21 protein-coding genes are annotated in these 22,159 nt (G+C 60.1%); 12 read left to right on the top strand and 9 right to left on the bottom strand.

Annotated features, from left to right (window positions below; genetic code table 11):
* Positions 1 to 191: 191 nt before the first annotated feature.
* The gene (locus QMK47_RS02895; protein ID WP_214510932.1) at positions 192 to 2,642 is read right to left on the bottom strand and encodes a glycogen/starch/alpha-glucan phosphorylase; all 2,451 of its coding nucleotides are present in this window, start codon (positions 2,640 to 2,642) and stop codon (positions 192 to 194) included.
* Positions 2,643 to 2,748: 106 nt separating this feature from the next.
* Between QMK47_RS02895 and QMK47_RS02890 the strand changes: the two genes are divergently transcribed.
* Entirely contained in the window at positions 2,749 to 2,889 is a 141-nt protein-coding gene (locus tag QMK47_RS02890; RefSeq protein WP_155767778.1) for a hypothetical protein, read from the top strand.
* Between the two features lie 6 nt (positions 2,890 to 2,895).
* The gene (locus QMK47_RS02885) at positions 2,896 to 3,333 is read left to right on the top strand and encodes a YkgJ family cysteine cluster protein (RefSeq protein WP_003196865.1); all 438 of its coding nucleotides are present in this window, start codon (positions 2,896 to 2,898) and stop codon (positions 3,331 to 3,333) included.
* A gap of 137 nt (positions 3,334 to 3,470) precedes the next feature.
* Here the strand turns inward: QMK47_RS02885 and QMK47_RS02880 are convergent, their stop codons facing one another.
* From QMK47_RS02880 to thiI, 4 genes are all read right to left on the bottom strand, one after another.
* Positions 3,471 to 4,307, bottom strand: coding sequence for an IS3 family transposase (locus QMK47_RS02880; protein WP_253470111.1), 837 nt, complete (start codon positions 4,305 to 4,307; stop codon positions 3,471 to 3,473).
* Positions 4,304 to 4,609 carry a transposase gene (locus QMK47_RS02875; RefSeq protein WP_038858942.1) on the bottom strand — a complete coding sequence of 102 codons (306 nt, stop codon included), beginning with the start codon at positions 4,607 to 4,609 and terminating at the stop codon, positions 4,304 to 4,306. Before QMK47_RS02875 ends, QMK47_RS02880 begins: the two co-directional genes overlap by 4 nt.
* A gap of 174 nt (positions 4,610 to 4,783) precedes the next feature.
* A complete protein-coding gene (typA, locus tag QMK47_RS02870) occupies positions 4,784 to 6,604 on the bottom strand; it encodes a translational GTPase TypA (protein WP_003186725.1) in 1,821 nt (606 codons plus the stop codon).
* Positions 6,605 to 6,742: 138 nt separating this feature from the next.
* On the bottom strand, positions 6,743 to 8,197 hold the full coding sequence (gene thiI, locus QMK47_RS02865; RefSeq protein ID WP_320389779.1) for a tRNA uracil 4-sulfurtransferase ThiI: 1,455 nt from the start codon (positions 8,195 to 8,197) through the stop codon (positions 6,743 to 6,745).
* Positions 8,198 to 8,525: 328 nt separating this feature from the next.
* On the opposite strand from thiI, the gene glnA reads away from it, so the two are divergent.
* The 6 genes from glnA (at position 8,526) to ntrC (ending at position 14,851) form a co-directional block, all read left to right on the top strand.
* Positions 8,526 to 9,932: a glutamate--ammonia ligase gene (glnA, locus tag QMK47_RS02860; protein ID WP_003186728.1), complete on the top strand. Its 1,407-nt coding sequence runs from the start codon at positions 8,526 to 8,528 to the stop codon at positions 9,930 to 9,932.
* A gap of 122 nt (positions 9,933 to 10,054) precedes the next feature.
* Complete coding sequence (locus QMK47_RS02855) at positions 10,055 to 10,618, top strand: chorismate mutase (RefSeq protein ID WP_253471026.1); 564 nt, start codon at positions 10,055 to 10,057, stop codon at positions 10,616 to 10,618.
* A 322-nt stretch (positions 10,619 to 10,940) separates the two neighbouring features.
* A complete protein-coding gene (locus tag QMK47_RS02850) occupies positions 10,941 to 11,459 on the top strand; it encodes a DUF4124 domain-containing protein (protein ID WP_320389778.1) in 519 nt (172 codons plus the stop codon).
* Positions 11,456 to 12,079 (top strand): DUF4124 domain-containing protein, encoded by a 624-nt coding sequence (locus QMK47_RS02845; protein WP_253471021.1) that lies wholly within the window; start codon positions 11,456 to 11,458, stop codon positions 12,077 to 12,079. The genes QMK47_RS02850 and QMK47_RS02845 overlap by 4 nt, the downstream gene beginning before the upstream one ends.
* 253 nt (positions 12,080 to 12,332) lie before the next feature.
* On the top strand, positions 12,333 to 13,418 hold the full coding sequence (gene glnL / locus QMK47_RS02840) for a nitrogen regulation protein NR(II) (protein ID WP_053117539.1): 1,086 nt from the start codon (positions 12,333 to 12,335) through the stop codon (positions 13,416 to 13,418).
* Entirely contained in the window at positions 13,415 to 14,851 is a 1,437-nt protein-coding gene (ntrC, locus tag QMK47_RS02835; protein WP_013692071.1) for a nitrogen regulation protein NR(I), read from the top strand. The genes glnL and ntrC overlap by 4 nt, the downstream gene beginning before the upstream one ends.
* Positions 14,852 to 15,349: 498 nt before the next feature.
* Here the strand turns inward: ntrC and QMK47_RS02830 are convergent, their stop codons facing one another.
* Positions 15,350 to 15,790 carry a hypothetical protein gene (locus QMK47_RS02830; protein ID WP_253471017.1) on the bottom strand — a complete coding sequence of 147 codons (441 nt, stop codon included), beginning with the start codon at positions 15,788 to 15,790 and terminating at the stop codon, positions 15,350 to 15,352.
* Between QMK47_RS02830 and trmL the strand changes: the two genes are divergently transcribed.
* Complete coding sequence (gene trmL / locus QMK47_RS02825) at positions 15,789 to 16,244, top strand: tRNA (uridine(34)/cytosine(34)/5-carboxymethylaminomethyluridine(34)-2'-O)-methyltransferase TrmL (RefSeq protein WP_003196848.1); 456 nt, start codon at positions 15,789 to 15,791, stop codon at positions 16,242 to 16,244. The genes QMK47_RS02830 and trmL overlap by 2 nt on opposite strands.
* 171 nt (positions 16,245 to 16,415) lie before the next feature.
* Here trmL and secB read toward each other — a convergent pair whose 3' ends face one another.
* From secB to QMK47_RS02810, 3 genes are read right to left on the bottom strand one after another with little or no spacing between them, the layout of a single operon-like run.
* Entirely contained in the window at positions 16,416 to 16,898 is a 483-nt protein-coding gene (gene secB / locus QMK47_RS02820) for a protein-export chaperone SecB (protein ID WP_024618249.1), read from the bottom strand.
* Between the two features lie 40 nt (positions 16,899 to 16,938).
* On the bottom strand, positions 16,939 to 17,193 hold the full coding sequence (gene grxC / locus QMK47_RS02815; protein ID WP_214510937.1) for a glutaredoxin 3: 255 nt from the start codon (positions 17,191 to 17,193) through the stop codon (positions 16,939 to 16,941).
* Between the two features lies 1 nt (position 17,194).
* A complete protein-coding gene (locus tag QMK47_RS02810) occupies positions 17,195 to 17,608 on the bottom strand; it encodes a rhodanese-like domain-containing protein (protein ID WP_212798599.1) in 414 nt (137 codons plus the stop codon).
* Positions 17,609 to 17,760: 152 nt separating this feature from the next.
* Between QMK47_RS02810 and gpmI the strand changes: the two genes are divergently transcribed.
* The 3 genes from gpmI to QMK47_RS02795 all read left to right on the top strand — a co-directional run bounded on the left by gpmI (position 17,761) and on the right by QMK47_RS02795 (position 22,159).
* Positions 17,761 to 19,290 (top strand): 2,3-bisphosphoglycerate-independent phosphoglycerate mutase, encoded by a 1,530-nt coding sequence (gene gpmI, locus QMK47_RS02805; RefSeq protein WP_320389777.1) that lies wholly within the window; start codon positions 17,761 to 17,763, stop codon positions 19,288 to 19,290.
* Positions 19,291 to 19,517: 227 nt separating this feature from the next.
* Positions 19,518 to 20,810 (top strand): murein hydrolase activator EnvC family protein, encoded by a 1,293-nt coding sequence (locus QMK47_RS02800; protein ID WP_214510939.1) that lies wholly within the window; start codon positions 19,518 to 19,520, stop codon positions 20,808 to 20,810.
* 32 nt (positions 20,811 to 20,842) lie between these two features.
* A complete protein-coding gene (locus QMK47_RS02795; RefSeq protein ID WP_214510940.1) occupies positions 20,843 to 22,159 on the top strand; it encodes a S41 family peptidase in 1,317 nt (438 codons plus the stop codon).

Raw genomic sequence — 22,159 nt, 5'->3', positions numbered from 1 at the left:
GCGCTGCGGTCCTCAAGAGACCGCGGCGTTTTCATCGCGGGCAAGCTTTGCTCCCACACAGCTCGCTCCCACATTGGATTGTTGGCACTTCCAGTGCTGAGCCCGGCCACATAGCCCGGCGAAACTGGCGCCTAGTATATCGACGAAGCCCAACCGCCGTTGGGCTTCGCTCACATTTCTTACAGCAAATGCTACTCCAGGGCTTTCCAGATGTCGGTGGCATACTCGCGGATGGTCCGGTCCGAAGAGAACCAGCCCATGCGCGCGGTGTTGAGCACCGCCGAACGCCACCATTGCTTGGAGTCGTGCCAACGCTCTTCGACCTTGGCCTGGGCGTTCCAGTACGAGTCGAAGTCGGCGCAGACCAGGAAGCGGTCGTAGTCCACCAACGAGTCCACGAGCCCGGCGTAGCGCATCGGATCATCCGGCGAGAACACGCCGCCGCGAATCGCCTGCAACACGTCGTTGAGCCGATGGGACGCGGCGATGTCCGGCGCGGCGCTGAACTCGCCGTTTTGCTTGCGGGCCTCCACCTGCTCGGCGGTCAGGCCGAAGATGAACATGTGCTCACCGCCGACGCGCTCATGCATCTCCACGTTGGCGCCGTCCATGGTGCCGATGGTCAGTGCGCCGTTGAGGCCGAACTTCATGTTGCTGGTGCCCGACGCTTCGAAACCGGCCGTGGAGATCTGCTCCGACAGGTCCGCCGCCGGAATGATGCTTTCGGCCAGGCTGACGTTGTAGTTGGGCAGGAACACCACTTTGAGCAAACCACGCACGGTCGGGTCGTTGTTCACCACCCGGGCGATGTCGTTGGTCAGCTTGATGATCAGCTTGGCCTGGTGATAACTGGCGGCGGCCTTGCCGGCGAAGATCTTCACCCGCGGTACCCAGTCCACCTCCGGCTCGGCGCGGATCGCCTGGTACAGCGCCACGGTGTGCATCAGGTTGAGCAACTGGCGCTTGTACTCGTGGATCCGCTTGACCTGCACGTCGAACATCGCCGCCGGGTTCACGGCGATGCCCAGGCGCTCGTGGATCAGATAAGCCAGGGCCTTCTTGCTGTGCAAGCGCTGCTCGGCGAACAGTTTGCGAAACGCTGGCTTGTCGGCAAACGGCTCCAATTCGATCAAGCGCTCCTCGGGGTTGTCGAGCACGCTCGGGCCGAGGGCGTCGACCATCATCGAGGTCAATTCGGCGTTGGCCTGGAACAACCAGCGGCGGAAGGTGATGCCGTTGGTCTTGTTGTTGATCCGATCCGGATAGAGCTTGTGCAGCTCGGAAAACACCGTGCTGCGCATCAGTTGGGTATGCAACCCGGACACGCCGTTGACGCTGTGGGAACCGAGGAATGCCAGGTTGCCCATGCGCACCCGGCGACCGTTGTCCTCTTCGATCAGCGAAACCGAACGCAGCACATCGAAATCGTGCACGCCCTTGGCTCGCAGCGAATCGATGTGCTGGGCGTTGATCAGGTAGATGATCTGCATGTGCCGGGGCAACATGCGCTCCATCAGCCCCACCGGCCAGGTTTCCAGGGCTTCGGGCAGCAACGTGTGGTTGGTGTAGGACAGTGTGTCCTGGGTGATCTGCCAGGCCGCGTCCCACGCCACGTCGTAGACGTCCACCAGTTGCCGCATCAGCTCGGCCACGGCAATGGATGGGTGAGTGTCGTTGAGCTGGATCGCCGCGTGGTCGCCCAGGGTCAGCACCGAGGTGTGCATGTTGCGATGACGGCGCAGCAGGTCTTGCAGCGAGGCGGCCACGAAGAAGTATTCCTGGCGCAGGCGCAGTTCCTGGCCAGCCTCGGTGCTGTCGGCCGGGTACAGCACGCGGGAAATACTTTCGGCTCGGGCCACTTCGGCTACCGCGCCCAAGTGGTCGCCGGCGTTGAAGCGTTCCAGGTGCAGGTCTTCCACGGCTCGGGCGCGCCACAGGCGCAGGGTATTGACGCTGGCACCGCGCCAGCCTACTACCGGCGTGTCATAGGCAATGGCCCGCACGGTTTCGGCCGGGGACCAGACTTGGCGGGTTTTACCCGCCTCATCGGTTACGGTCTCGACGCTACCGCCAAAGCCGATCGGGTAGACCACCTCCGGCCGCTCGAACTCCCAAGGGTTGCCGAAATCCAGCCAATGCTCGGTCTGCTCCTGCTGCCAGCCGTCGACGATCGCCTGGCGAAACAGGCCGTGTTCATAACGGATGCCGTAGCCATGGCCGGCAATACCCAGGGTCGACATGCTTTCCATGAAACACGCGGCCAAGCGGCCAAGACCACCGTTGCCCAACGCCGCATCCGGCTCGAGCAGACGAATGCGCTCCAGGTCCACGCCCAGCTCGGTCAGCGCCTCGCGCGCCGTGTCCAGCAGACCGAGGTTGCTCAGGCTGTCGTAGAGCAAACGACCGATGAGGAATTCCAGGGAGAGGTAATAGACGCGCTTCTGGCCCTTGCGGTAGATCTGTCGCGTGTGGTCCATCCAGTGATCGACCATGTGGTCGCGGGCGGCGAGGGCGATGGCTTCGAACCAATCGTGATCAAACGCATGATCCGGGTCCTTGCCAACGGCATAAGTGAGTTTGGTCAACACTGCGTCGCGAAATGCGGCAACTTCGGCTTCGCGAACAAGTGGTTCTTGAGTCATTGATAAGACCTCGAACGAGCATGGAATTGTCTGAGCCTAGACGGTCTGACAGACGGCATAGGCTCTTGGTTCGGTGGATTTCCCCGAGTCTCGGAGAATCGTCGCCATGGAATTGCCGGATGGTCGAATGAATGCAGGGGCCGTGCCGATCCGGGCGGGTTTGGCCGGGATGAAAAAAAACTGGCGGATGGTCGTTCAAAATTTCACCAGTCCCGGTATGATCGCGCGCCCTGATGCATGCTGGTAAACCGTGATGATGAAGCCCAACCTGATCGCCGCCGCGGAGATCGACCGACTCGATACCTGGGCCAAGTACTCCGCCCCGATGTGCGGTTCCTGCGTGTCGAGCTGCTGCACGCTGCCGGTGGAGGTCAAGATCAAGGACCTGATCCGCATCGGTATCGTCGACGAGTTCGAACTGGGCGACCCGCCGAAGAACATCGCCAAGCGCCTGCAAAAGGAAGGGATCGTCGAGCGTTACAACCAGAAGTCCGAGATCTTCACGCTCCAGCGCATGAGCAACAACGATTGCCTTTATCTGGACCGCAAAAGCCGGTTGTGCACCATTTACGAGAAACGCCCGGACACCTGCCGCAACCATCCGCGGGTCGGGCCACGGCCGGGGTATTGTGCCTACAAGCCCAAGGAAGTGGAGCGCGAGCGTAATCCGCGGACGTTGGACAAATTTTGATCGACTGATGGTTCAGCTGTGTCTGAACCTCCGTTATCGCGAGCAAGCTCGCTCCCACACAAATCTGTATCCACTGAAGATCCACTGTGGGAGCGAGCTTGAACTGGTCAAGTAAATCCGGACACCAGTTACGGTGTTTATGCTGCTTTTTGCTCCATGGCTATTGGCGATAGGTAGTCGTTGTAGCTGTGGAGCCTGGTGCGGTTGTAGTACATGAAGAAGCGCACCATATCGGTTTGTGCTTCCTCGCTCGTGCTGTAACCGTTGCGAGGGACCCATTCTGACTTCAGGGTGCCGAAAAAACGTTCTGTTGGAGCATTGTCCCAGCACTGCCCGCGATGACTCATGCTTTGCAAAATGCCATTGCGCATCAACTCTTCTTGAAACTTGCGGCTGGTGTACTGACAGCCCTGATCCGAATGAAACATCAATCCAGGTGGGCATGTTCGAAGCTCTATCGCCATGCGTAACGCCTTGCTGACCAGGTTGGCGTCATTGACCAGCGAAAATGCCCAACCAATGACCCGGCGAGCAAACAAGTCGATAACGATGGCCAGATGAACCCAGCGTTTACCCACCATCAAGCTTGTAACGTCGCCACACCAGACCTGATTGACCACGGTCGGCTTGAAATTACGCTTGAGCAGATTGGGTGCGACAAATGCTTCAACTCCTTTGGACCTGAATGGGTGAGGCTGGCGTTGTTTACTGACAATGTTGGCTTCCCTCATCAGTGTTCTAACAAGGCTTCTGCCGACCGCTATGTTTTGGGCCTTCAGATGCTTGCTGATCGTTCTGGACCCCATGGCTTCCCGGCTTTCGCTGTGCAGTTCAACCACCTTCCCCTTGAGTTCTTCGCGCTCGATCTTAGGCCGCGAGAGCCGCTGTAGCCATTCGTAAAAGCTGCTGCGCTTCACATCGAAAACGCGACACAGGATGGCGGTCGGGAATGACTCTCTTAGCTCCGCGATCATCGAAAACGATCGGGATCCGACATCAAGAGAGCGGTAGCCTTTTTTAAGATTTCGGCTTCCATTTCCATGCGTTTGATCTTGGCTTTCAGATCCTGAATCTGCCGTTGATCCTCAGTAATGGCCTTGGTGCCTTGAACTGGCTGACCTTTTTGTTCCTTGCGAACCTGGTCCACCCACCGTCGTAACGCGGTAGCACTGATGTCCAGCGACGCGCAGACTTCCTGTACTGAACAGTTGTCATCAATCACCATGCTGGCCGCACGATGTTTGAACTCGCGGGAAAAGACTCTTCTTTCTTTCATGGAACCTCCAAATTGGCGAAATCATATCGCCCTTAAGAGGTGTCCGGAATTATTAGGCCAGTTCAGCTTGCTCGCGATAGGGCCTGACAGCCGCCACACAAACTCCAGGCATAAAAAAACGCCCCTGATTTCACAATCAGGGGCGTTTTTTTTAGCTGCTAACTAAGTCGAAACTCAGTTGCCGCTTTTCTTGGCAGCGCGGGTACGCTCGCTTTCGCCCAGGATCTTCTTGCGAAGACGGATGGACTTAGGAGTGACTTCACACAGCTCGTCTTCCTGCACGAACTCCAGAGCTTGCTCCAGGGTGAACTTGACCGGCGGAACCAGGGCGATGGTTTCGTCCTTGCCCGAAGCACGCATGTTGTCGAGCTTCTTGCCTTTGGTTGGGTTCACGCCCAAGTCGTTGTCGCGGCTGTTCAGGCCGACGATTTGACCTTCGTAGATATCCTGGCCGTGCTCGACGAACAGCTTGCCGCGCGCTTGCAGGGTTTCCAGCGAGTAGGTCAGTGCCTTGCCGGTCGCAACCGATACCAGGACACCGTTCTGACGGCCGGACATGTCGCCGGACTTCATCACGTCGTAACGATCGAAGATCGAAGTCAGGATGCCGCCACCGGAGGTCAGGGTCAGGAACTCGTTACGGAAACCGATCAGGCCACGAGCCGGGATGTTGTACTCAAGGCGCACACGGCCCTTGCCATCCGGAACCATGTTGGTCAGGTCGCCTTTACGCAGGCCCATTTGCTCCATGATCGCGCCCTGGGATTCTTCCGGCAGGTCGATGGTCACGTTTTCGTACGGTTCGTGCTTGACGCCATCAACCATGCGGATGATTACTTCAGGACGGCCCACGCCCATTTCGAAGCCTTCGCGACGCATGGTTTCGATCAGTACCGAGAGGTGCAGCTCACCACGGCCGGAGACCTTGAACTTGTCGGCCGAGTCGCCTTCTTCAACGCGCAGTGCCACGTTGTAGAGCAGCTCTTTGTCCAGGCGTTCCTTGATGTTACGGCTGGTCACGAACTTGCCTTCTTTACCGCAGAATGGCGAGTCGTTGACCTGGAAGGTCATGGAAACGGTTGGCTCGTCGACGGTCAACGGCTTCATCGCTTCGACATTCAGTGGGTCGCACAGGGTGTCGGAGATGAACAGTTGCTCGAAGCCGCTGATGCAGACGATGTCGCCGGCAGCTGCTTCTTCAACGTCGATGCGGTGCAGGCCGTGGTGACCCATCAGCTTGAGGATACGACCGTTGCGCTTCTTGCCGTCGGCGTCGATGGCAACCACCGGGGTGTTCGGCTTGATGCGACCACGGGCGATACGGCCAACACCGATAACACCCAGGAAGCTGTTGTAGTCCAGTGCCGAGATCTGCATCTGGAACGGACCGTCACGGTCGACTTTCGGCGCTGGTACGTCGTCGACGATCGACTGGTACAGCGGGGTCATGTCTTCAGCCATGGCGGTGTGGTCCAGACCGGCAATGCCGTTCAGGGCCGAGGCGTAGACGACTTTGAAGTCCAGCTGTTCTTCGGTGGCACCCAGGTTGTCGAACAGGTCGAAGATCTGGTCCAGGACCCAGTCCGGACGCGCGCCTGGACGGTCAACCTTGTTGATGACCACGATCGGACGCAGGCCGGCTTCGAAAGCCTTCTTGGTCACGAAACGGGTTTGCGGCATAGGACCGTCTTGAGCGTCAACCAGCAGCAGCACGGAGTCGACCATCGACATCACGCGCTCTACTTCACCACCGAAGTCGGCGTGGCCCGGGGTGTCCACGATGTTGATGTGGTAGCCATTCCAGTTGATGGCGGTGTTTTTCGCCAGGATGGTAATACCGCGCTCTTTTTCCTGGTCGTTGGAGTCCATCACGCGCTCGTCGTTGAGCTCGTTGCGCTCCAGGGTGCCGGATTGACGCAAGAGTTTGTCTACCAGGGTGGTTTTACCATGGTCAACGTGAGCAATGATGGCGATGTTGCGTAGATTTTCGATCACTTGTGTATCTCGATCAGAGGATTCGGTGTGCTGACAGGTCGTGGCAGCGATTTACGTTGAGTCCGACAAGGCCGTTACAGCCTGTCGGCGGCGTCGGGGGGCCGGTGACGCAGGCCACAGGCAAACAGCCCCGGGCACTTAGCTCGGTCGATAAACGCGCACATTGGCATGCCCCTCACTGAGCAAATGGTGGGCATGCAGGCGACTCATCACGCCTTTGTCGCAATAGAGCAGGTACTGGCGAGTAGGGTCCAGTTCCTTGAAACGCGCGTTCACTGCATAGAACGGCATCGTTTTTACCTCGATGCCGGCGATGCTCAGCGGGTCGTCTTCAGCGTCGTCCGGGTGACGGATGTCGATGATGATCTGACCGGCCAGCGCTTCGCCGACTTCTTCAATCTGAATGTCCTGGCCCAACTCATCGATGACTCGATCGATTGGCACCAGCCTGGCGTTTTCGAGCGCACGCTCGAGCACCGCCATGTCGAATTCTTTCTCTTCGTGTTCCACCCGCCCGCGCTTGGCCGCCGTCTTCGGATTGACCGAGATGACGCCGCAGTACTCCGGCATGTGCCGGGCAAACTCGGCGGTGCCGATTTCATTGGCCTGGTCGATGATGTCCTGCTTGTGGCTGGCAATCAGCGGCCGCAAGACCAGCTTCTCGGTCACGCAGTCGATCACCGACAGGTTCGGCAGCGTCTGGCTCGACACCTGGGAGATCGCCTCGCCGGTCACCAGCGCATCGATTTGCAGGCGGTCGGCAATTCGTGAAGCGGCGCGCAACATCATACGCTTCAAAATGACGCCCATATGACTGTTATCGACTTTGCCGAGAATCTCGCCCAAGACTTCTTCGAACGGCACACTCACAAATAACACGCGTTGGGAGCTGCCGTACTTCTTCCAGATGAAGTGCGCCACTTCCATCACGCCCAGTTCATGGGCACGCCCGCCGAGGTTGAAGAAGCAGAAATGGCTCATCAACCCGCGACGCATGATCTGGTAGGCGGCCACCGTGGAGTCGAAACCGCCGGACATCAGCACCAGGGTCTGCTCCAGCGAACCCAGCGGGTAACCGCCGATGCTGTTGTGCTGGCTGTGGATCACGAACAGCCGCTGGTCGCGAATTTCGATGCGCACTTCGATCTGCGGGTCTTTCAGCGAAATACCGGCCGCGCCGCACTGTCGGCGCAACTGGCTGCCGACGTACTTCTCCACATCCATCGAACTGAACGGGTGCTTGCCGGCACGCTTGCAGCGCACCGAAAAAATCTTGCCGGCCAGGGCATCACCATAATGGAGCATGCACTTGGCGAGGATGTCGTCGAAATCCCCCAGTGGGTATTCATCGACTTGCAGGAAATGCGCGATGCCCGGCATGCAGCTCAGGCGCTCGGTCATTTCCTTCAGGACCTTGGGTTCGCTGACACGGGTTTCCAGCTCGAGGTTGTCCCACACGCCATTCACCACCGCGGCCGGGTCCAGGTCTCGGAGCACGGCACGGATGTTCTTGGCCAACTGGCGGATGAAACGCATCCGTACCGGGCGGCTCTTGATGGTGATCTCGGGAAAGACTTTTACGATTAGTTTCATGAAAACAGCGCGCGAACGGCCAGCCGAAAAAGGGGGGCGCGGATTATAGCGGAAATTGCTCAAGGTTTAACCAGTTTATGTGCAGATGGTTTTACACGCACCAAAACGGGTCATTATTGATTGACGGCGCCACATTGCAGTGCGTTATTGTCTGACAATCTTTGATTTACGCCATTAAAAGCGTGGATTTGGTGCAAAAAACCCATGGTGGGGCACTGGCATGCAATTTGCTCCCTTGTGAGGCAGGTTGCCATGGCAGAGTATTCGCGCCGGCATCACCCATATCTAAGGGCACTCCACTACCCGCCCGAAGCCACCCGGAGGACATATGTCGAAGTCGGTTCAACTCATCAAAGATCATGACGTCAAGTGGATTGATCTGCGCTTCACTGACACCAAAGGTACTCAACATCACGTGACCATGCCGGCCCGTGATGCGCTGGACGACGAATTCTTTGAAATCGGCAAAATGTTCGACGGTTCCTCCATCTCCGGCTGGAAAGGCATCGAAGCCTCCGACATGATCCTGATGCCGGACGACGAAACTGCCGTCCTGGACCCGTTCACCGAAGAGCCGACCCTGATCCTGGTCTGCGACATCATCGAACCTTCGACCATGCAAGGCTATGACCGCGACCCACGCGCCATCGCCCACCGCGCCGAGGAATACCTGAAGTCCACCGGTATCGGCGACACCGCTTTCTTCGGCCCTGAGCCTGAGTTCTTCATTTTCGACGAAGTCAAATTCAAGTCCGATATCTCCGGCTCCATGTTCAAGATCTTCTCCGAACAAGGTTCGTGGATGTCCGACCAGGACGTGGAAGGCGGCAACAAAGGCCACCGTCCAGGCGTCAAAGGCGGCTACTTCCCGGTTCCACCGTTCGACCACGACCACGAAATCCGTACCTCCATGTGCAACGCACTGGAAGAAATGGGCCAGACCGTCGAAGTTCACCACCACGAAGTGGCAACTGCCGGCCAGAACGAAATCGGCGTGAAGTTCAACACGCTGGTCAAGAAGGCTGACGAAGTCCAGACCCTGAAGTACTGCGTCCACAACGTTGCCGACGCCTACGGCCGCACCGCGACCTTCATGCCGAAGCCACTGTACGGCGACAACGGTTCGGGCATGCACGTTCACATGTCGATCTCCAAAGACGGCAAGAACACCTTCGCAGGCGAAGGCTATGCCGGCCTGTCGGACACCGCCCTGTACTTCATCGGCGGCATCATCAAGCACGGTAAGGCCCTGAACGGCTTCACCAACCCGTCGACCAACTCCTACAAGCGTCTGGTACCTGGCTTCGAAGCCCCGGTCATGCTGGCCTACTCGGCTCGCAACCGTTCCGCCTCGATCCGTATTCCTTACGTGAACAGCCCTAAAGCCCGCCGTATCGAAGCGCGCTTCCCGGATCCGGCTGCCAACCCGTACCTGGCCTTCGCTGCACTGATGATGGCCGGCCTGGACGGTATCCAGAACAAGATCCACCCTGGCGATGCCGCTGACAAAAACCTGTATGACCTGCCGCCTGAAGAGGCCAAGGAAATCCCACAGGTGTGTGGCAGCTTGAAAGAAGCCCTGGAAGAGCTGGACAAGGGCCGTGCCTTCCTGACCAAGGGCGGCGTATTCAGCGATGACTTCATCGACGCTTACATCGCACTGAAAAGCGAAGAAGAAATCAAGGTTCGCACCTTCGTACACCCACTGGAATATGAGCTGTACTACAGCTGCTAATCCAGTAAGCGCCGCCACGCACGGCGTGCAATAAAGAAAGGCCTCCTTCGGGAGGCCTTTTTTATGGGCGCAGGTTACGTGCATGATGCCTCGTCGTTCCCCCTTAGAAGACGAGACTGCCCATGACTTTGCGTTTCAAGCTCTGCCTTGCCCTGTCTGCCGCGCTGCTGGCCACAACCGCCGAAGCCGCCTCGACTCACGCCCCCGAGGCCCTGACCCCGCTGCTTAACGCCATTGGCGAACGCCTGGCCCTTGGCGATCAAGTGGCGTTGAGCAAATGGGACAGCCATAAACCGGTAGAAGACCGTCAGCGCGAGCGTGAAGTCATTGCCGCCGCCGTTGCCCAGGCACCGGCCTACAAGCTGAGTGGCGAAACCGTGGAAGCGTTTTTCGCCGCCCAGATAGAGGCCAACAAAATGGTGCAGTACATCAACCTGTCCGACTGGGCCCTGGAAGGCAAGGCCCCGGACCTCCCGCGCCCGGACCTGGTGGGACAGATCCGCCCGCAACTCGACCGCCTGCAAAAACGCCTGCTGCAACAACTGGCCGACTTCGCCCCCTACCGCACCGACCCGCAGTGCCCGCAATGGCTGGCCCGAGCCACCCACCACAACAAGCAGCACCCGGTGCACCGCCTCGCCCTGATCCGAGCGACCGGAGAGCTGTGTATCCCCACAAAATCCTGAGACAACACCCCTTCCCCTGTGGGAGCGAGCCTGCTCGCGATGAGGCCGGCACAGCCAACATCTCAGCGACTGACATCCCGCTATCGCGAGCAGGCTCGCTCCCACAGCGTTCTGCATCGGGCACAAGATTTGTGTTCACAGCCGATCCCCTGTGGGAGCGGGCTTGCTCGCGAAGGGGCCGGCACAGCCAACATCTCAGCGACTGACACACCGCTTTCGCGAGCAAGCTCGCTCCCACAGGGGTTATGTGCAACAACTTGGGTCAATCACCCTCCCTGACCTATGCTGCAACCCATCACTTTTCGTTTTCGGTCGATTTTCCATGGGTCGTGGTTTTTCAATCCTCCTGTTGTTGCTGTTGGCACTGCCTGCCGCCGCGCAGATCTACAAGTACACCGACGCCGACGGCAACACCGCCTATAGCAACCAGCCGCCCCAAGGCGTGCCGGCCCAGACGGTGGAGCTGCCGCCGCTCAACAGCATCGAACGCCAATCCCCGGCCAGCCCGGACACACCGCCAGCCCCCGCCAACAGCGACGAGCCGCGCAATGCCTACGAAATATTGGAACTGACGGACATCCCCACCGACGAGGCCCTGCGCGCCAACAATGGCACCTTCACCATTGGCGTCCGGGCGCAACCGCGCTTGCAGAGCCCGCATCTGTTCCGGCTGTTGCTGGACGGCCAACCCTACGGCCAGCCGTCCAATGTGCCGCGCCTGCAATTGGTGAACATCGATCGGGGCGAGCACAGCCTGGCGGTTCAAGTCATCGACGGGGACACCCTCGTGCAACAAAGCGAAACCGTCACGTTCACCGTGCAACGAGTGCACCAGCCATGATCCGCTGGCTGCTCGCGCTTAGCCTGGCGCTGGCGGCGCTGCCAGGGATGGCGCAGGTCTACACCTACATCGATGCCCAGGGTAATCGCGTCTTCACCGATCAGCCGCGCCCCGGCAATGCGAAGAAAGTCCAGCTGCCACCCGGCAACCGGATGCCGACGCCGCCCCCGGGCACAACCTCGACGCCCACGGCCGAAGCCCGGCCCGAGCCCCTGTTTCATTACGAAATGCTCCGACTGTTGATACCCGAGCCGGAGGCGACGATACGCAGCACCGCAGGCGAACTGATCGTCAGCGTCACCAGCGAACCCGGCCTGAAAAAAGGCCACCGCTATCGCCTGCTGCTCGACGGCCAGCCAACAGGCGCGCCGGGGCCGAGCCCGGTGTTTGCCCTGAGCAACATCGATCGAGGCACCCATCAACTGGCAGTAGAAATCCTCGATGAGCAGGACCGCATCGTCGAACGCACCGCCAACCAGCCCTTCCATATGCAACGCATGTCCCTGGCGCAAAAGCGCCGCATCAAACCCTGCGTCACGGCCGATTACGGTCAACGCCCCGAGTGCCCCCTCGCCGAAAAGCCTGAAGAAGAAAAAAGCAGCATCCTGCCGTTCTTCTAACATCACTCAGGGCTGCGCACTATATTGGTGCGCTCCATTGCCCACTACTCAGATCCCAAACCCATTTTGGTTCGAAAGTACCCGTAAAAGCTGGCTGAATGCCACGCAACCGGGCGAAAAACACCTTTTTGAGGCTCTAAACGCTTCTTTTCGGAGCCTTGGTTTGGTTTTTGCATTTTCCTTGTAACAGCGCATTAATCGCGCGCGCAATTTGGGACCGGTCCCGAGTTGCTACGCTCCAAAAGAGGTCCTGATGACCATTAGCGACGCACTACACCGCTTGCTGCTCGACAACCTCACCACCGCGACCATCCTGCTCGACGCCGAACTGCGCCTCGAGTACATGAACCCGGCGGCAGAGATGCTCCTGGCTGTCAGTGGCCAGCGCAGCCACGGGCAGTTCATCAGCGAGTTGTTCACCGAATCCGCCGAAGCGCTCAACTCCTTGCGCCAGGCGGTGGAACAGGCCCATCCGTTCACCAAGCGCGAAGCGATGCTCACCGCGCTGACCGGCCAGACCCTGACCGTGGACTACGCGGTTACGCCGATCCTGAACAACGGCGCCACCCTGCTGTTGCTGGAAGTCCACCCGCGTGATCGCTTGCTGCGTATCACCAAGGAAGAAGCGCAATTGTCCAAGCAGGAAACCAGCAAGATGCTGGTGCGCGGCCTGGCCCACGAGATCAAGAACCCCCTCGGCGGGATTCGTGGCGCGGCGCAATTGCTCGCCCGCGAACTGCCGGAAGAAAGCCTCAAGGACTACACCAACGTCATCATCGAGGAAGCCGACCGCCTGCGGAACCTGGTGGACCGCATGCTCGGCTCGAACAAGCTGCCATCGCTGGCGATGTGCAACGTGCATGAGGTGCTGGAGCGGGTCAGCAGCCTGGTGGAAGCCGAAAGCCAGGGTTGCATCACGTTGGTGCGCGACTATGACCCGAGCATTCCCGATGTCTTGATCGATCGCGAGCAGATGATCCAGGCCGTGTTGAACATCGTGCGCAACGCGATGCAAGCCATCAGCAGCCAGAACGAGCTGCGCCTGGGCCGCATCAGCCTGCGTACCCGCGCCATGCGCCAGTTCACTATCGGCCATGTGCGTCATCGCCTGGTGACCAAGATCGAAATCATCGACAACGGCCCGGGCATCCCTGCCGAGCTGCAGGAAACCATCTTTTTTCCCATGGTCAGCGGCCGTCCGGACGGTACCGGGCTGGGCCTGGCCATTACCCAGAACATCATCAGTCAGCATCAGGGCTTGATCGAGTGTGAAAGCCACCCCGGCCACACCACCTTCTCGATCTTCCTGCCACTGGAACAAGGAGCCACATCGACATGAGCCGTAGTGAAACCGTGTGGATCGTCGATGACGACCGTTCTATCCGTTGGGTCCTGGAAAAAGCCTTGCAACAGGAAGGCATGACCACCCAGAGCTTCGACAGCGCCGATGGGGTGATGAGTCGCCTGGCGCGTCAGCAACCGGACGTCATCATCTCCGACATCCGCATGCCTGGCGCCAGCGGCCTGGACCTGCTGGCGCGGATTCGCGAACAGCATCCGCGGCTGCCGGTGATCATCATGACCGCCCATTCCGACCTGGACAGCGCCGTGGCGTCCTACCAGGGTGGCGCTTTCGAATACCTGCCCAAGCCATTCGACGTCGATGAAGCCGTGTCGCTGGTCAAGCGCGCCAATCAACATGCCCAGGAACAACAGGGCATGGAAGAGGTACCGGCCCTGGCTCGCACCCCGGAAATCATCGGTGAAGCGCCGGCGATGCAGGAAGTGTTTCGCGCCATCGGGCGCCTGAGCCACTCCAACATCACCGTGCTGATCAACGGCGAGTCGGGCACCGGTAAAGAACTGGTGGCCCACGCCCTGCACCGTCACAGTCCACGGGCGGCATCGCCGTTCATCGCGCTGAACATGGCCGCGATTCCCAAGGACTTGATGGAGTCCGAGTTGTTCGGCCACGAAAAAGGTGCGTTCACCGGCGCGGCCAACCTGCGGCGCGGGCGTTTCGAGCAAGCCGACGGCGGCACGTTGTTCCTCGATGAAATCGGCGACATGCCGGCGGACACCCAGACCCGCTTGCTGCGCGTACTGGCCGATGGCGAGTTCTATCGGGTGGGCGGGCATACGCCAGTCAAGGTGGACGTGCGCATCATCGCCGCGACCCACCAGAACCTGGAAACCCTGGTTCACGCCGGCAAATTCCGTGAGGACTTGTTCCACCGCCTGAACGTGATCCGCATTCATATCCCGCGCCTGGCGGATCGTCGCGAAGACATCCCGACCCTGGCCCGGCACTTCCTCAGCCGCGCGGCCCAGGAGTTGGCGGTCGAGCCTAAGCTGCTCAAGAGCGAAACCGAGGAATACCTCAAGAACCTGCCGTGGCCGGGCAACGTGCGTCAGCTGGAGAACACCTGCCGCTGGATCACGGTGATGGCTTCGGGTCGCGAAGTGCACATCAGCGACCTGCCGCCGGAACTGTTGAGCCTGCCGCAGGATTCGGCTCCGGTGACCAACTGGGAACAAGCCCTGCGCCAGTGGGCCGACCAGGCCCTGTCCCGTGGCCAGTCGAGCCTGCTGGACAGCGCGGTGCCGAGTTTCGAGCGGATCATGATCGAGACCGCCCTCAAGCACACCGCTGGCCGCCGCCGCGACGCCGCCGTGCTGCTGGGTTGGGGCCGCAATACCTTGACCCGCAAGATCAAGGAATTGGGGATGAAGGTCGACGGTGGGGATGATGATGACGGGGATGAGGGCTGATCGGCCTTTAACCCCTTCGCTGAATTTGAAGGCCAATCGCGAGCAAGCTCGCTCCCACAGGGGAACGCAAACTTCTGTGGGAGCGAGCTTGCTCGCGATGCTTTTTAAAGGACTGTGTGCACCGCTTCAATGCACTGCGAACCGCAATTGCGCATGCACAACGAGCCAAAACCCATCGACCCAGTTCGAAAAAAACCGCACAAATAAAAACAAAAGCCCCGGAATACGGGGCTTTTCGCATCACCAGCAGTTTTTTTGTGACAAGCCATTTAAAACTGGCACGCCCCCTGCAATAGCTAGATCACTACCCAGTTTCGGGGACCTTGGTACAGGCAGGCCGGGGATTCCCCATTTTATACCGGGCTCATCGAGCCCACTGTTTTGGGGGCCTTGATACAGGCAGGTCAAGGTTTCCCTTCTTTACACCAGGGCTGGACCTTCGCGGTAAGCCCTCCCGTTTTGGGGACCTTGGTACAGGCAGGCCGGGGATTCCCTCTTTTATTGCTCCTGGAGACGGACCTCCAGCCGCCAGCGGTCATCGACCTCGCTGGCGGTCCACGCCCCGCGCAACGGACGCGCCGCCACCAGCGTCAGTAGCAACCCCTTGTCACTCAACCGCACCCGCCAGTTCACGTCCTTGCCGTTGAGCTTTAACTGGCCGTTCTGCGATCGCCCTTCTGCTTCGAACAACAGCGCCACCGAGCCGTCGACGACTTCCCCGTGCAGCTTGGGTTCGGTGTTGAACCAGGCCACCACCCCACCGTCAATCACCTCGACCTGCTGCAGCACGCTCGGTTCGGGCGTGGTCAGGCGTCCGATCATCAATCCGACCATCATGCCGAAGATCGCCAACGAGCCCATCACCCGAGGCATTAGCTTCGAACGTCGGTCGGTTTGCAGCGTAGAATGCTGCTCATCTTCATCTGCGGAGCCGTGCATGTTTCACGTCATCCTTTTTCAACCGGAAATTCCGCCGAATACCGGCAATGTCATCAGGCTGTGCGCCAACAGCGGCTGCCACCTGCATTTGATCGAACCGTTGGGCTTCGACATGGACGACAAGCGCCTGCGCCGTGCCGGTCTCGACTACCACGAGTATGCCACCTTGCAGCGTCACGCCGACCTTGCCAGCTGTCTGGAAAGCCTCGGGCATCCGCGCCTGTTCGCTTTTACCACCAAGGGTTCGCGGCCATTCCATGACGCCAGCTTCGTCGCCGGTGATGCGTTCCTGTTCGGTCCGGAAAGCCGTGGCCTGCCGGCCGAGGTGCTGGACGCCCTGCCCGCCGACCAGCGCCTGCGCCTGCCGATGCGCGAAGGCTGCCGCAGCCTGAACCTGTCCAATACCGTGGCGGTGGCGGTTTATGAGGCGTGGCGGCAGAACGGCTTCGCCTGAGCCTTGCCTGTCAGCCAGAAACACCTGTGGGAGCGAGCCTGTGGGAGCCGAGCTTGCTCGCGATGAGGTCGACACGGTTCAACTGCAAAACCGCGTCATCGTTCATCGCGAGCAAGCTCGGCTCCCACAGGGCTCGCTCCCACAGGTTTTGTGCCGGACTGGCAGCGCCGCTTACTGAACGGTCGCGCCGCCTTCTTGCTGCATGCGCTGCAGTTCTTGCGCATACAGGGCATCGAAGTTCACCGGAGCCAGCATCAGGGCCGGGAACGAACCGCGGGTCACCAGGCTGTCCAGGGTTTCGCGGGCGTAAGGGAACAGGATGTTCGGGCAGAATGCACCGAGGGTGTGGCTCATCGAAGCGGCATCCAGGTTCTTGATCAGGAAGATCCCGGCCTGTTGCACTTCGGCGATGAACGCCACTTCGTCACCATTCTTCACGGTAACCGACAGGGTCAGCACCACTTCGTGGAAGTCGTCTTCCAGGGCTTTCTGGCGAGTGTTCAGGTCCAGGCCTACGCTCGGCTCCCACTGCTGGCGAAAGATCGCCGGGCTTTTCGGGGCTTCGAAGGACAGGTCACGTACATAAATGCGCTGCAAGGAGAATTGCGGTGCGGCTTCTTCTTCGCTGGCAGCTGTGTTCTGTTGGTCAGTCATCGCAGATCCTTCTTACTTTCAGGTTCTTTCAGTGGGAAATTCAGGCGTTGAGCAGTGCGTCGAGCTTGCCGGCGCGCTCCAGGGCGAACAGATCATCGCAACCGCCTACGTGGGTGCTGCCGATCCAGATCTGCGGCACGGACGTGCGCCCGGCCTTCTGGGCCATTTGGGCGCGCAGTTGCGGCTTGCCGTCGACCTTGATCTCTTCGAAGGCCACACCTTTGTTCTGGAGCAGGAACTTGGCTCGGGAACAATAGGGGCAGTAATCGCTGGAATAGACAACGACGTGGGACATTTCACTTCACCAGGGGCAGATTGTCGGCTTTCCAGCTCGCAACACCACCGGACAGCTTGGCGGCGGTGAAACCGGATTTCATCAGCTCGCGGGCGTGGGTGCCGGCGTGCTGGCCTTGGGCATCTACCAGGATCAGTGTCTTGGCCTTGTGTTTTTCCAGCTCGCCGATACGGGCGATCAGTTTGTCCTGGGGAATATTCACCGCCCCGACAATGTGGCCGGCGGCGTAATCCTTGCTCGGGCGGATGTCCACCACCACGCCGGCATCCTTGTTGACCAGCGCCGTCAGCTCGGCAGTACTGAGGCTGCGACCGCCACCCTGCATCGTATGGGCTACCAGCAACGCCAGCAGTACGACGAAGATACCGACGAGAATGTAGTGGGTAGTGGCAAATTCAATCAGGTGAGCAACCATCGAAGGAGGTTCCAGGGCGTTAAAATGTCGGCCAGTATACACAGCACACAAGGCCGGCCAAACCCCGCCCGGCGGTGACGCCGTCGGAACTTACCTTTAAACTGCCCGTCCCTTTTCCATCGTCTTCTTTTAACCTGCCACGAGTGGATTCCATGACTACCACGCCTAAACCTTTGGTCCTGATGATTCTCGACGGCTTCGGTCACAGTGACAGCCACGAATCCAACGCCGTGTATTCGGCCAACAAGCCTGTGCTGGACCGTTTGTGGGCCACCGTGCCCAACGGCCTGATCTCCGGCAGCGGCATGGACGTCGGCCTGCCCGACGGGCAGATGGGCAACTCCGAAGTCGGCCACATGAACCTCGGCGCAGGCCGAGTGGTGTATCAGGATTTCACCCGCGTAACCAAATCGATCCGCGACGGCGAGTTCTTCGAAAACCCGACCCTCTGCGCCGCCGTGGATAAAGCCGTGGCCGCCGGCAAGGCCGTGCACTTCATGGGCCTGCTGTCCGACGGTGGCGTGCACAGCCATCAGGACCACCTGATTGCCATGGCCGAACTGGCCTTCAAGCGCGGTGCCGAGCAGATCTACCTGCACGCGTTCCTCGATGGCCGCGACACCCCGCCGAAAAGCGCCACATCGTCGATCGAACTGCTGGACGCAGCGTTCCAGGCACTCGGCAAGGGACGCATCGCCAGCCTCATTGGCCGCTATTACGCCATGGACCGTGACAACCGTTGGGACCGCGTGTCCCAGGCCTACAACCTGATCGTCGACGGCAACGGCGAATTCAACGCCGCCACCGCCCAGGAAGGCCTGCAGGCCGCCTACGAGCGCGGCGAAAGCGACGAATTCGTCAAGGCCACCACCATTGGCGAGCCGGTCAAGGTTGAAGACGGCGACGCCGTGGTGTTCATGAACTTCCGCGCCGACCGCGCTCGCGAACTGACCCGCGTGTTTGTCGAAGACGACTTCAAGGCGTTCGAACGCGCTCGCCAGCCAAAACTGGCCGGTTTCGTGATGCTGACCCAATACGCCGCCAGCATTCCTGCGCCATCGGCCTTCGCCGCCGGCAGCCTGGAAAACGTGCTGGGCGACTACCTGGCGAAGAACGGCAAGACCCAACTGCGCATCGCCGAGACCGAAAAGTACGCCCACGTGACGTTCTTTTTCTCCGGCGGCCGTGAAGAACCCTTCCCGGGCGAAGAACGCATCCTGATCCCCTCGCCAAAAGTCGCCACCTACGACCTGCAACCGGAAATGAGCGCGCCGGAAGTGACCGACCGCATCGTCGAGGCTATTGAAAACCAGCGTTACGACGTGATCGTGGTCAACTACGCCAACGGCGACATGGTGGGCCACAGCGGCGTGTTCGACGCAGCGGTCAAGGCCGTGGAATGCCTGGACACCTGCGTTGGCCGCATCGTCGAAGCCCTGGAAAAGGTCGACGGCGAAGCACTGATCACGGCCGACCACGGCAACGTCGAGCAGATGTCCGACGAATCCACCGGCCAGGCCCACACCGCCCACACCACCGAGCCGGTGCCGTTCATCTATGTCGGCAAGCGTGATTTCAAGGTCCGCGACGGTGGCGTGCTGGCTGACGTGGCACCGACCATGCTGATGCTGCTGGGCATGGAGAAACCGGCGGAGATGACCGGGACGTCGATCCTGGTCTGATTGATCCATCAATCACCGCAAACCCTGTGGGAGCGAGCTTGCTCGCGATAGCGCCGGATCAGCCACCCTTGATGTTGACTGATACACCGCCATCGCGAGCAAGCTCGCTCCCACATTGGTTTTGGGTGTTTTTTGGGCCAGTTATCACACAGCCCCAAATGGGCGTTTTTTTTGCAGCGTGGGGCGGGCATACTAGGCCGTCCCTTTCCCTGGTGTCGCCCGCCTCTATGCTTCGCGTCCTGATAGCCCTCGCTCTGACCTGCCTGCTCCAACCGGCCTTTGCCGACGAGCGCGCGCAAACCCAACAACAGTTGGAAGCCACGCGCCAGGACATTGCCGAGCTGAAAAAGCTGCTGGGCAAGTTGCAGGAAGAGAAATCCAGCGTGCAGAAAGACCTGCGCGGCACCGAGACCGAGATGGGCAATCTGGAGAAACAGGTCGACGCGCTGCAAAAAGAGCTGAAGAAAAGCGAATCCGAGCTGCAACGACTCGATGGAGAGAAAAAAAAACTCCAGAGCGCGCGCACTGAACAGCAAAAGCTGATCGCCATCCAGGCTCGGGCCGCCTACCAGAACGGTCGCCAGGAATACCTCAAGCTGCTGCTAAACCAGCAGAACCCCGAGAAATTCGCCCGCACCCTGACTTATTACGACTACCTGAGCCAGGCACGCCTGGAACAGCTCAAGAGCTTCAACGAAACCCTGCGCCAACTGGCCAACGTCGAAAAAGATATCGAACTGCAGCAAGCCCAGTTGCTGGTGCAGAAAAGCAGCCTCGACACCCAGCGCGAAGAACTCGATAAGGTTCGCAAGGAGCGCCAGGTGGCCCTGGCCAAGCTCAATGACGATGTGAAGGCTCGCGACAGCAAGCTCAAGGCCCGCGAGCAGGACCAGGCCGAACTGGCCAATGTGTTGAAAACCATCGAAGAAACCCTCGCCCGCCAGGCCCGAGAGGCAGAAGAAGCGCGCCAGAAAGCGCTGATCGCCCAGCAGGAAGCCGAAAAAAAGCGTTTGCGTGAAGCCCAGGCCGACGCGGACGCCGGCGACGCGCCGCGCAAGCCGGTGAAATCAAGCCCCGGTGCACTGGTTTCCAGTGATGGCGAAACCTTCGGCGGTGCTTTTGCTTCGGCGCGGGGCAAACTTCCATGGCCGGTCAATGGTCGACTGCTTGCGCGCTTCGGTGAAACCCGCGGCGACGACACCCGCACCAAGTGGGACGGCGTGATGATCAGCGCCTCCGCTGGCAGCCAGGTGCATGCCGTGCATGGCGGGCGCGTGGTCTTCGCCGACTGGTTGCGCGGCGCCGGCCTGCTGGTGATCCTGGATCACGGCAACGGTTATTTGAGCCTGTACGGCCACAACCAGACCCTGCTCAAGTCCGCGGGGGATGTGGTCAAGGCCGGTGAGTCCATCTCCACGGTCGGCAACAGTGGCGGACAGGATACGCCAGCGCTGTATTTCGCTATTCGTCAGCAGGGTCGCCCCAGTGACCCGGCCCAATGGTGCCGTGCGCAAGGATAAGCGCGCCCATCCTATTAAGGAGTTCGTTCGACATGCTGCATTTGTCCCGCCTTACCTCGCTGGCCCTGACGATCGCCCTGGTGATCGGTGCGCCCCTGGCTTTCGCCGCCGAACCGGCCCCGTCGGCACCCGCCGCCACAGCCGCGACCACCAAGGCCCCGCTGCCGCTGGACGAACTGCGCACCTTTGCCGAGGTCATGGACCGGATCAAGGCCGCCTATGTCGAACCGGTAGACGACAAAGTACTGCTGGAGAACGCCATCAAAGGCATGCTCAGCAACCTAGACCCACACTCGGCCTACCTGGGGCCGGACGACTTTGCCGAACTGCAGGAAAGCACCAGCGGCGAATTCGGCGGCCTGGGCATCGAGGTCGGCAGCGAAGACGGTTTCGTCAAAGTGGTTTCGCCGATCGACGACACCCCTGCTTCCAAGGCCGGCATCCAGGCCGGCGACTTCATCGTCAAGATCAATGGCCAGCCGACGCGCGGCCAGAGCATGACCGAAGCCGTGGACAAGATGCGCGGCAAGATCGGCCAGAAGATCACCCTGACCCTGGTGCGCGACGGTGGCACGCCGTTCGACGTGACCCTCACGCGAGCGGTCATCCAGGTCAAGAGTGTGAAGAGCCAACTGCTGGAGTCAGGCTACGGTTACATCCGCATCACCCAATTCCAGGTCAAGACCGGCGAAGAAGTCGCCAAGGCCCTGGCCAAGATGCGCAAGGACAACGGCAAGAAGCTCAACGGCCTGGTCCTGGACCTGCGCAACAACCCCGGTGGCGTGCTGCAATCGGCAGTGGAAGTGGTGGATCACTTCATTACCAAGGGCCTGATCGTCTACACCAAGGGCCGCATCGCCAATTCCGAGCTGCGCTTCTCGGCCACCGGCAACGACCTGAGCGAAGCCGTGCCATTGGTAGTGCTGATCAACGGCGGCAGCGCCTCGGCATCGGAGATCGTCGCCGGCGCCCTGCAGGACCAGAAGCGCGGTGTGGTCATGGGCACCACCAGTTTCGGCAAGGGCTCGGTGCAGACCGTCTTGCCACTGAACAACGACCGCGCCCTGAAAATCACCACCGCGCTGTACTTCACGCCCAATGGTCGCTCGATCCAGGCCCAGGGCATCGTCCCGGACATCGAGGTGCGCAAGGCCAAGATCACCAACGAGCAGGACAGCGAATACTTCAAGGAAGCCGACCTGCAAGGTCACCTGGGCAATGGCAACGGCGGCGCCGACAAACCGACCGGTTCAGGCGGCAAGGCCAAGCCAATGCCGCAGGATGACGACTACCAGTTGGCCCAGGCCCTGAGCCTGCTCAAAGGGTTGAACATCACGTCCGGCCGCTGA

Origin of the sequence: Pseudomonas sp. P9_35, assembly GCF_034008205.1 — a bacterium.
Taxonomy (GTDB): domain Bacteria; phylum Pseudomonadota; class Gammaproteobacteria; order Pseudomonadales; family Pseudomonadaceae; genus Aquipseudomonas; species Aquipseudomonas kilonensis.
This window is presented reverse-complemented; position numbering and strand designations above follow the sequence as displayed.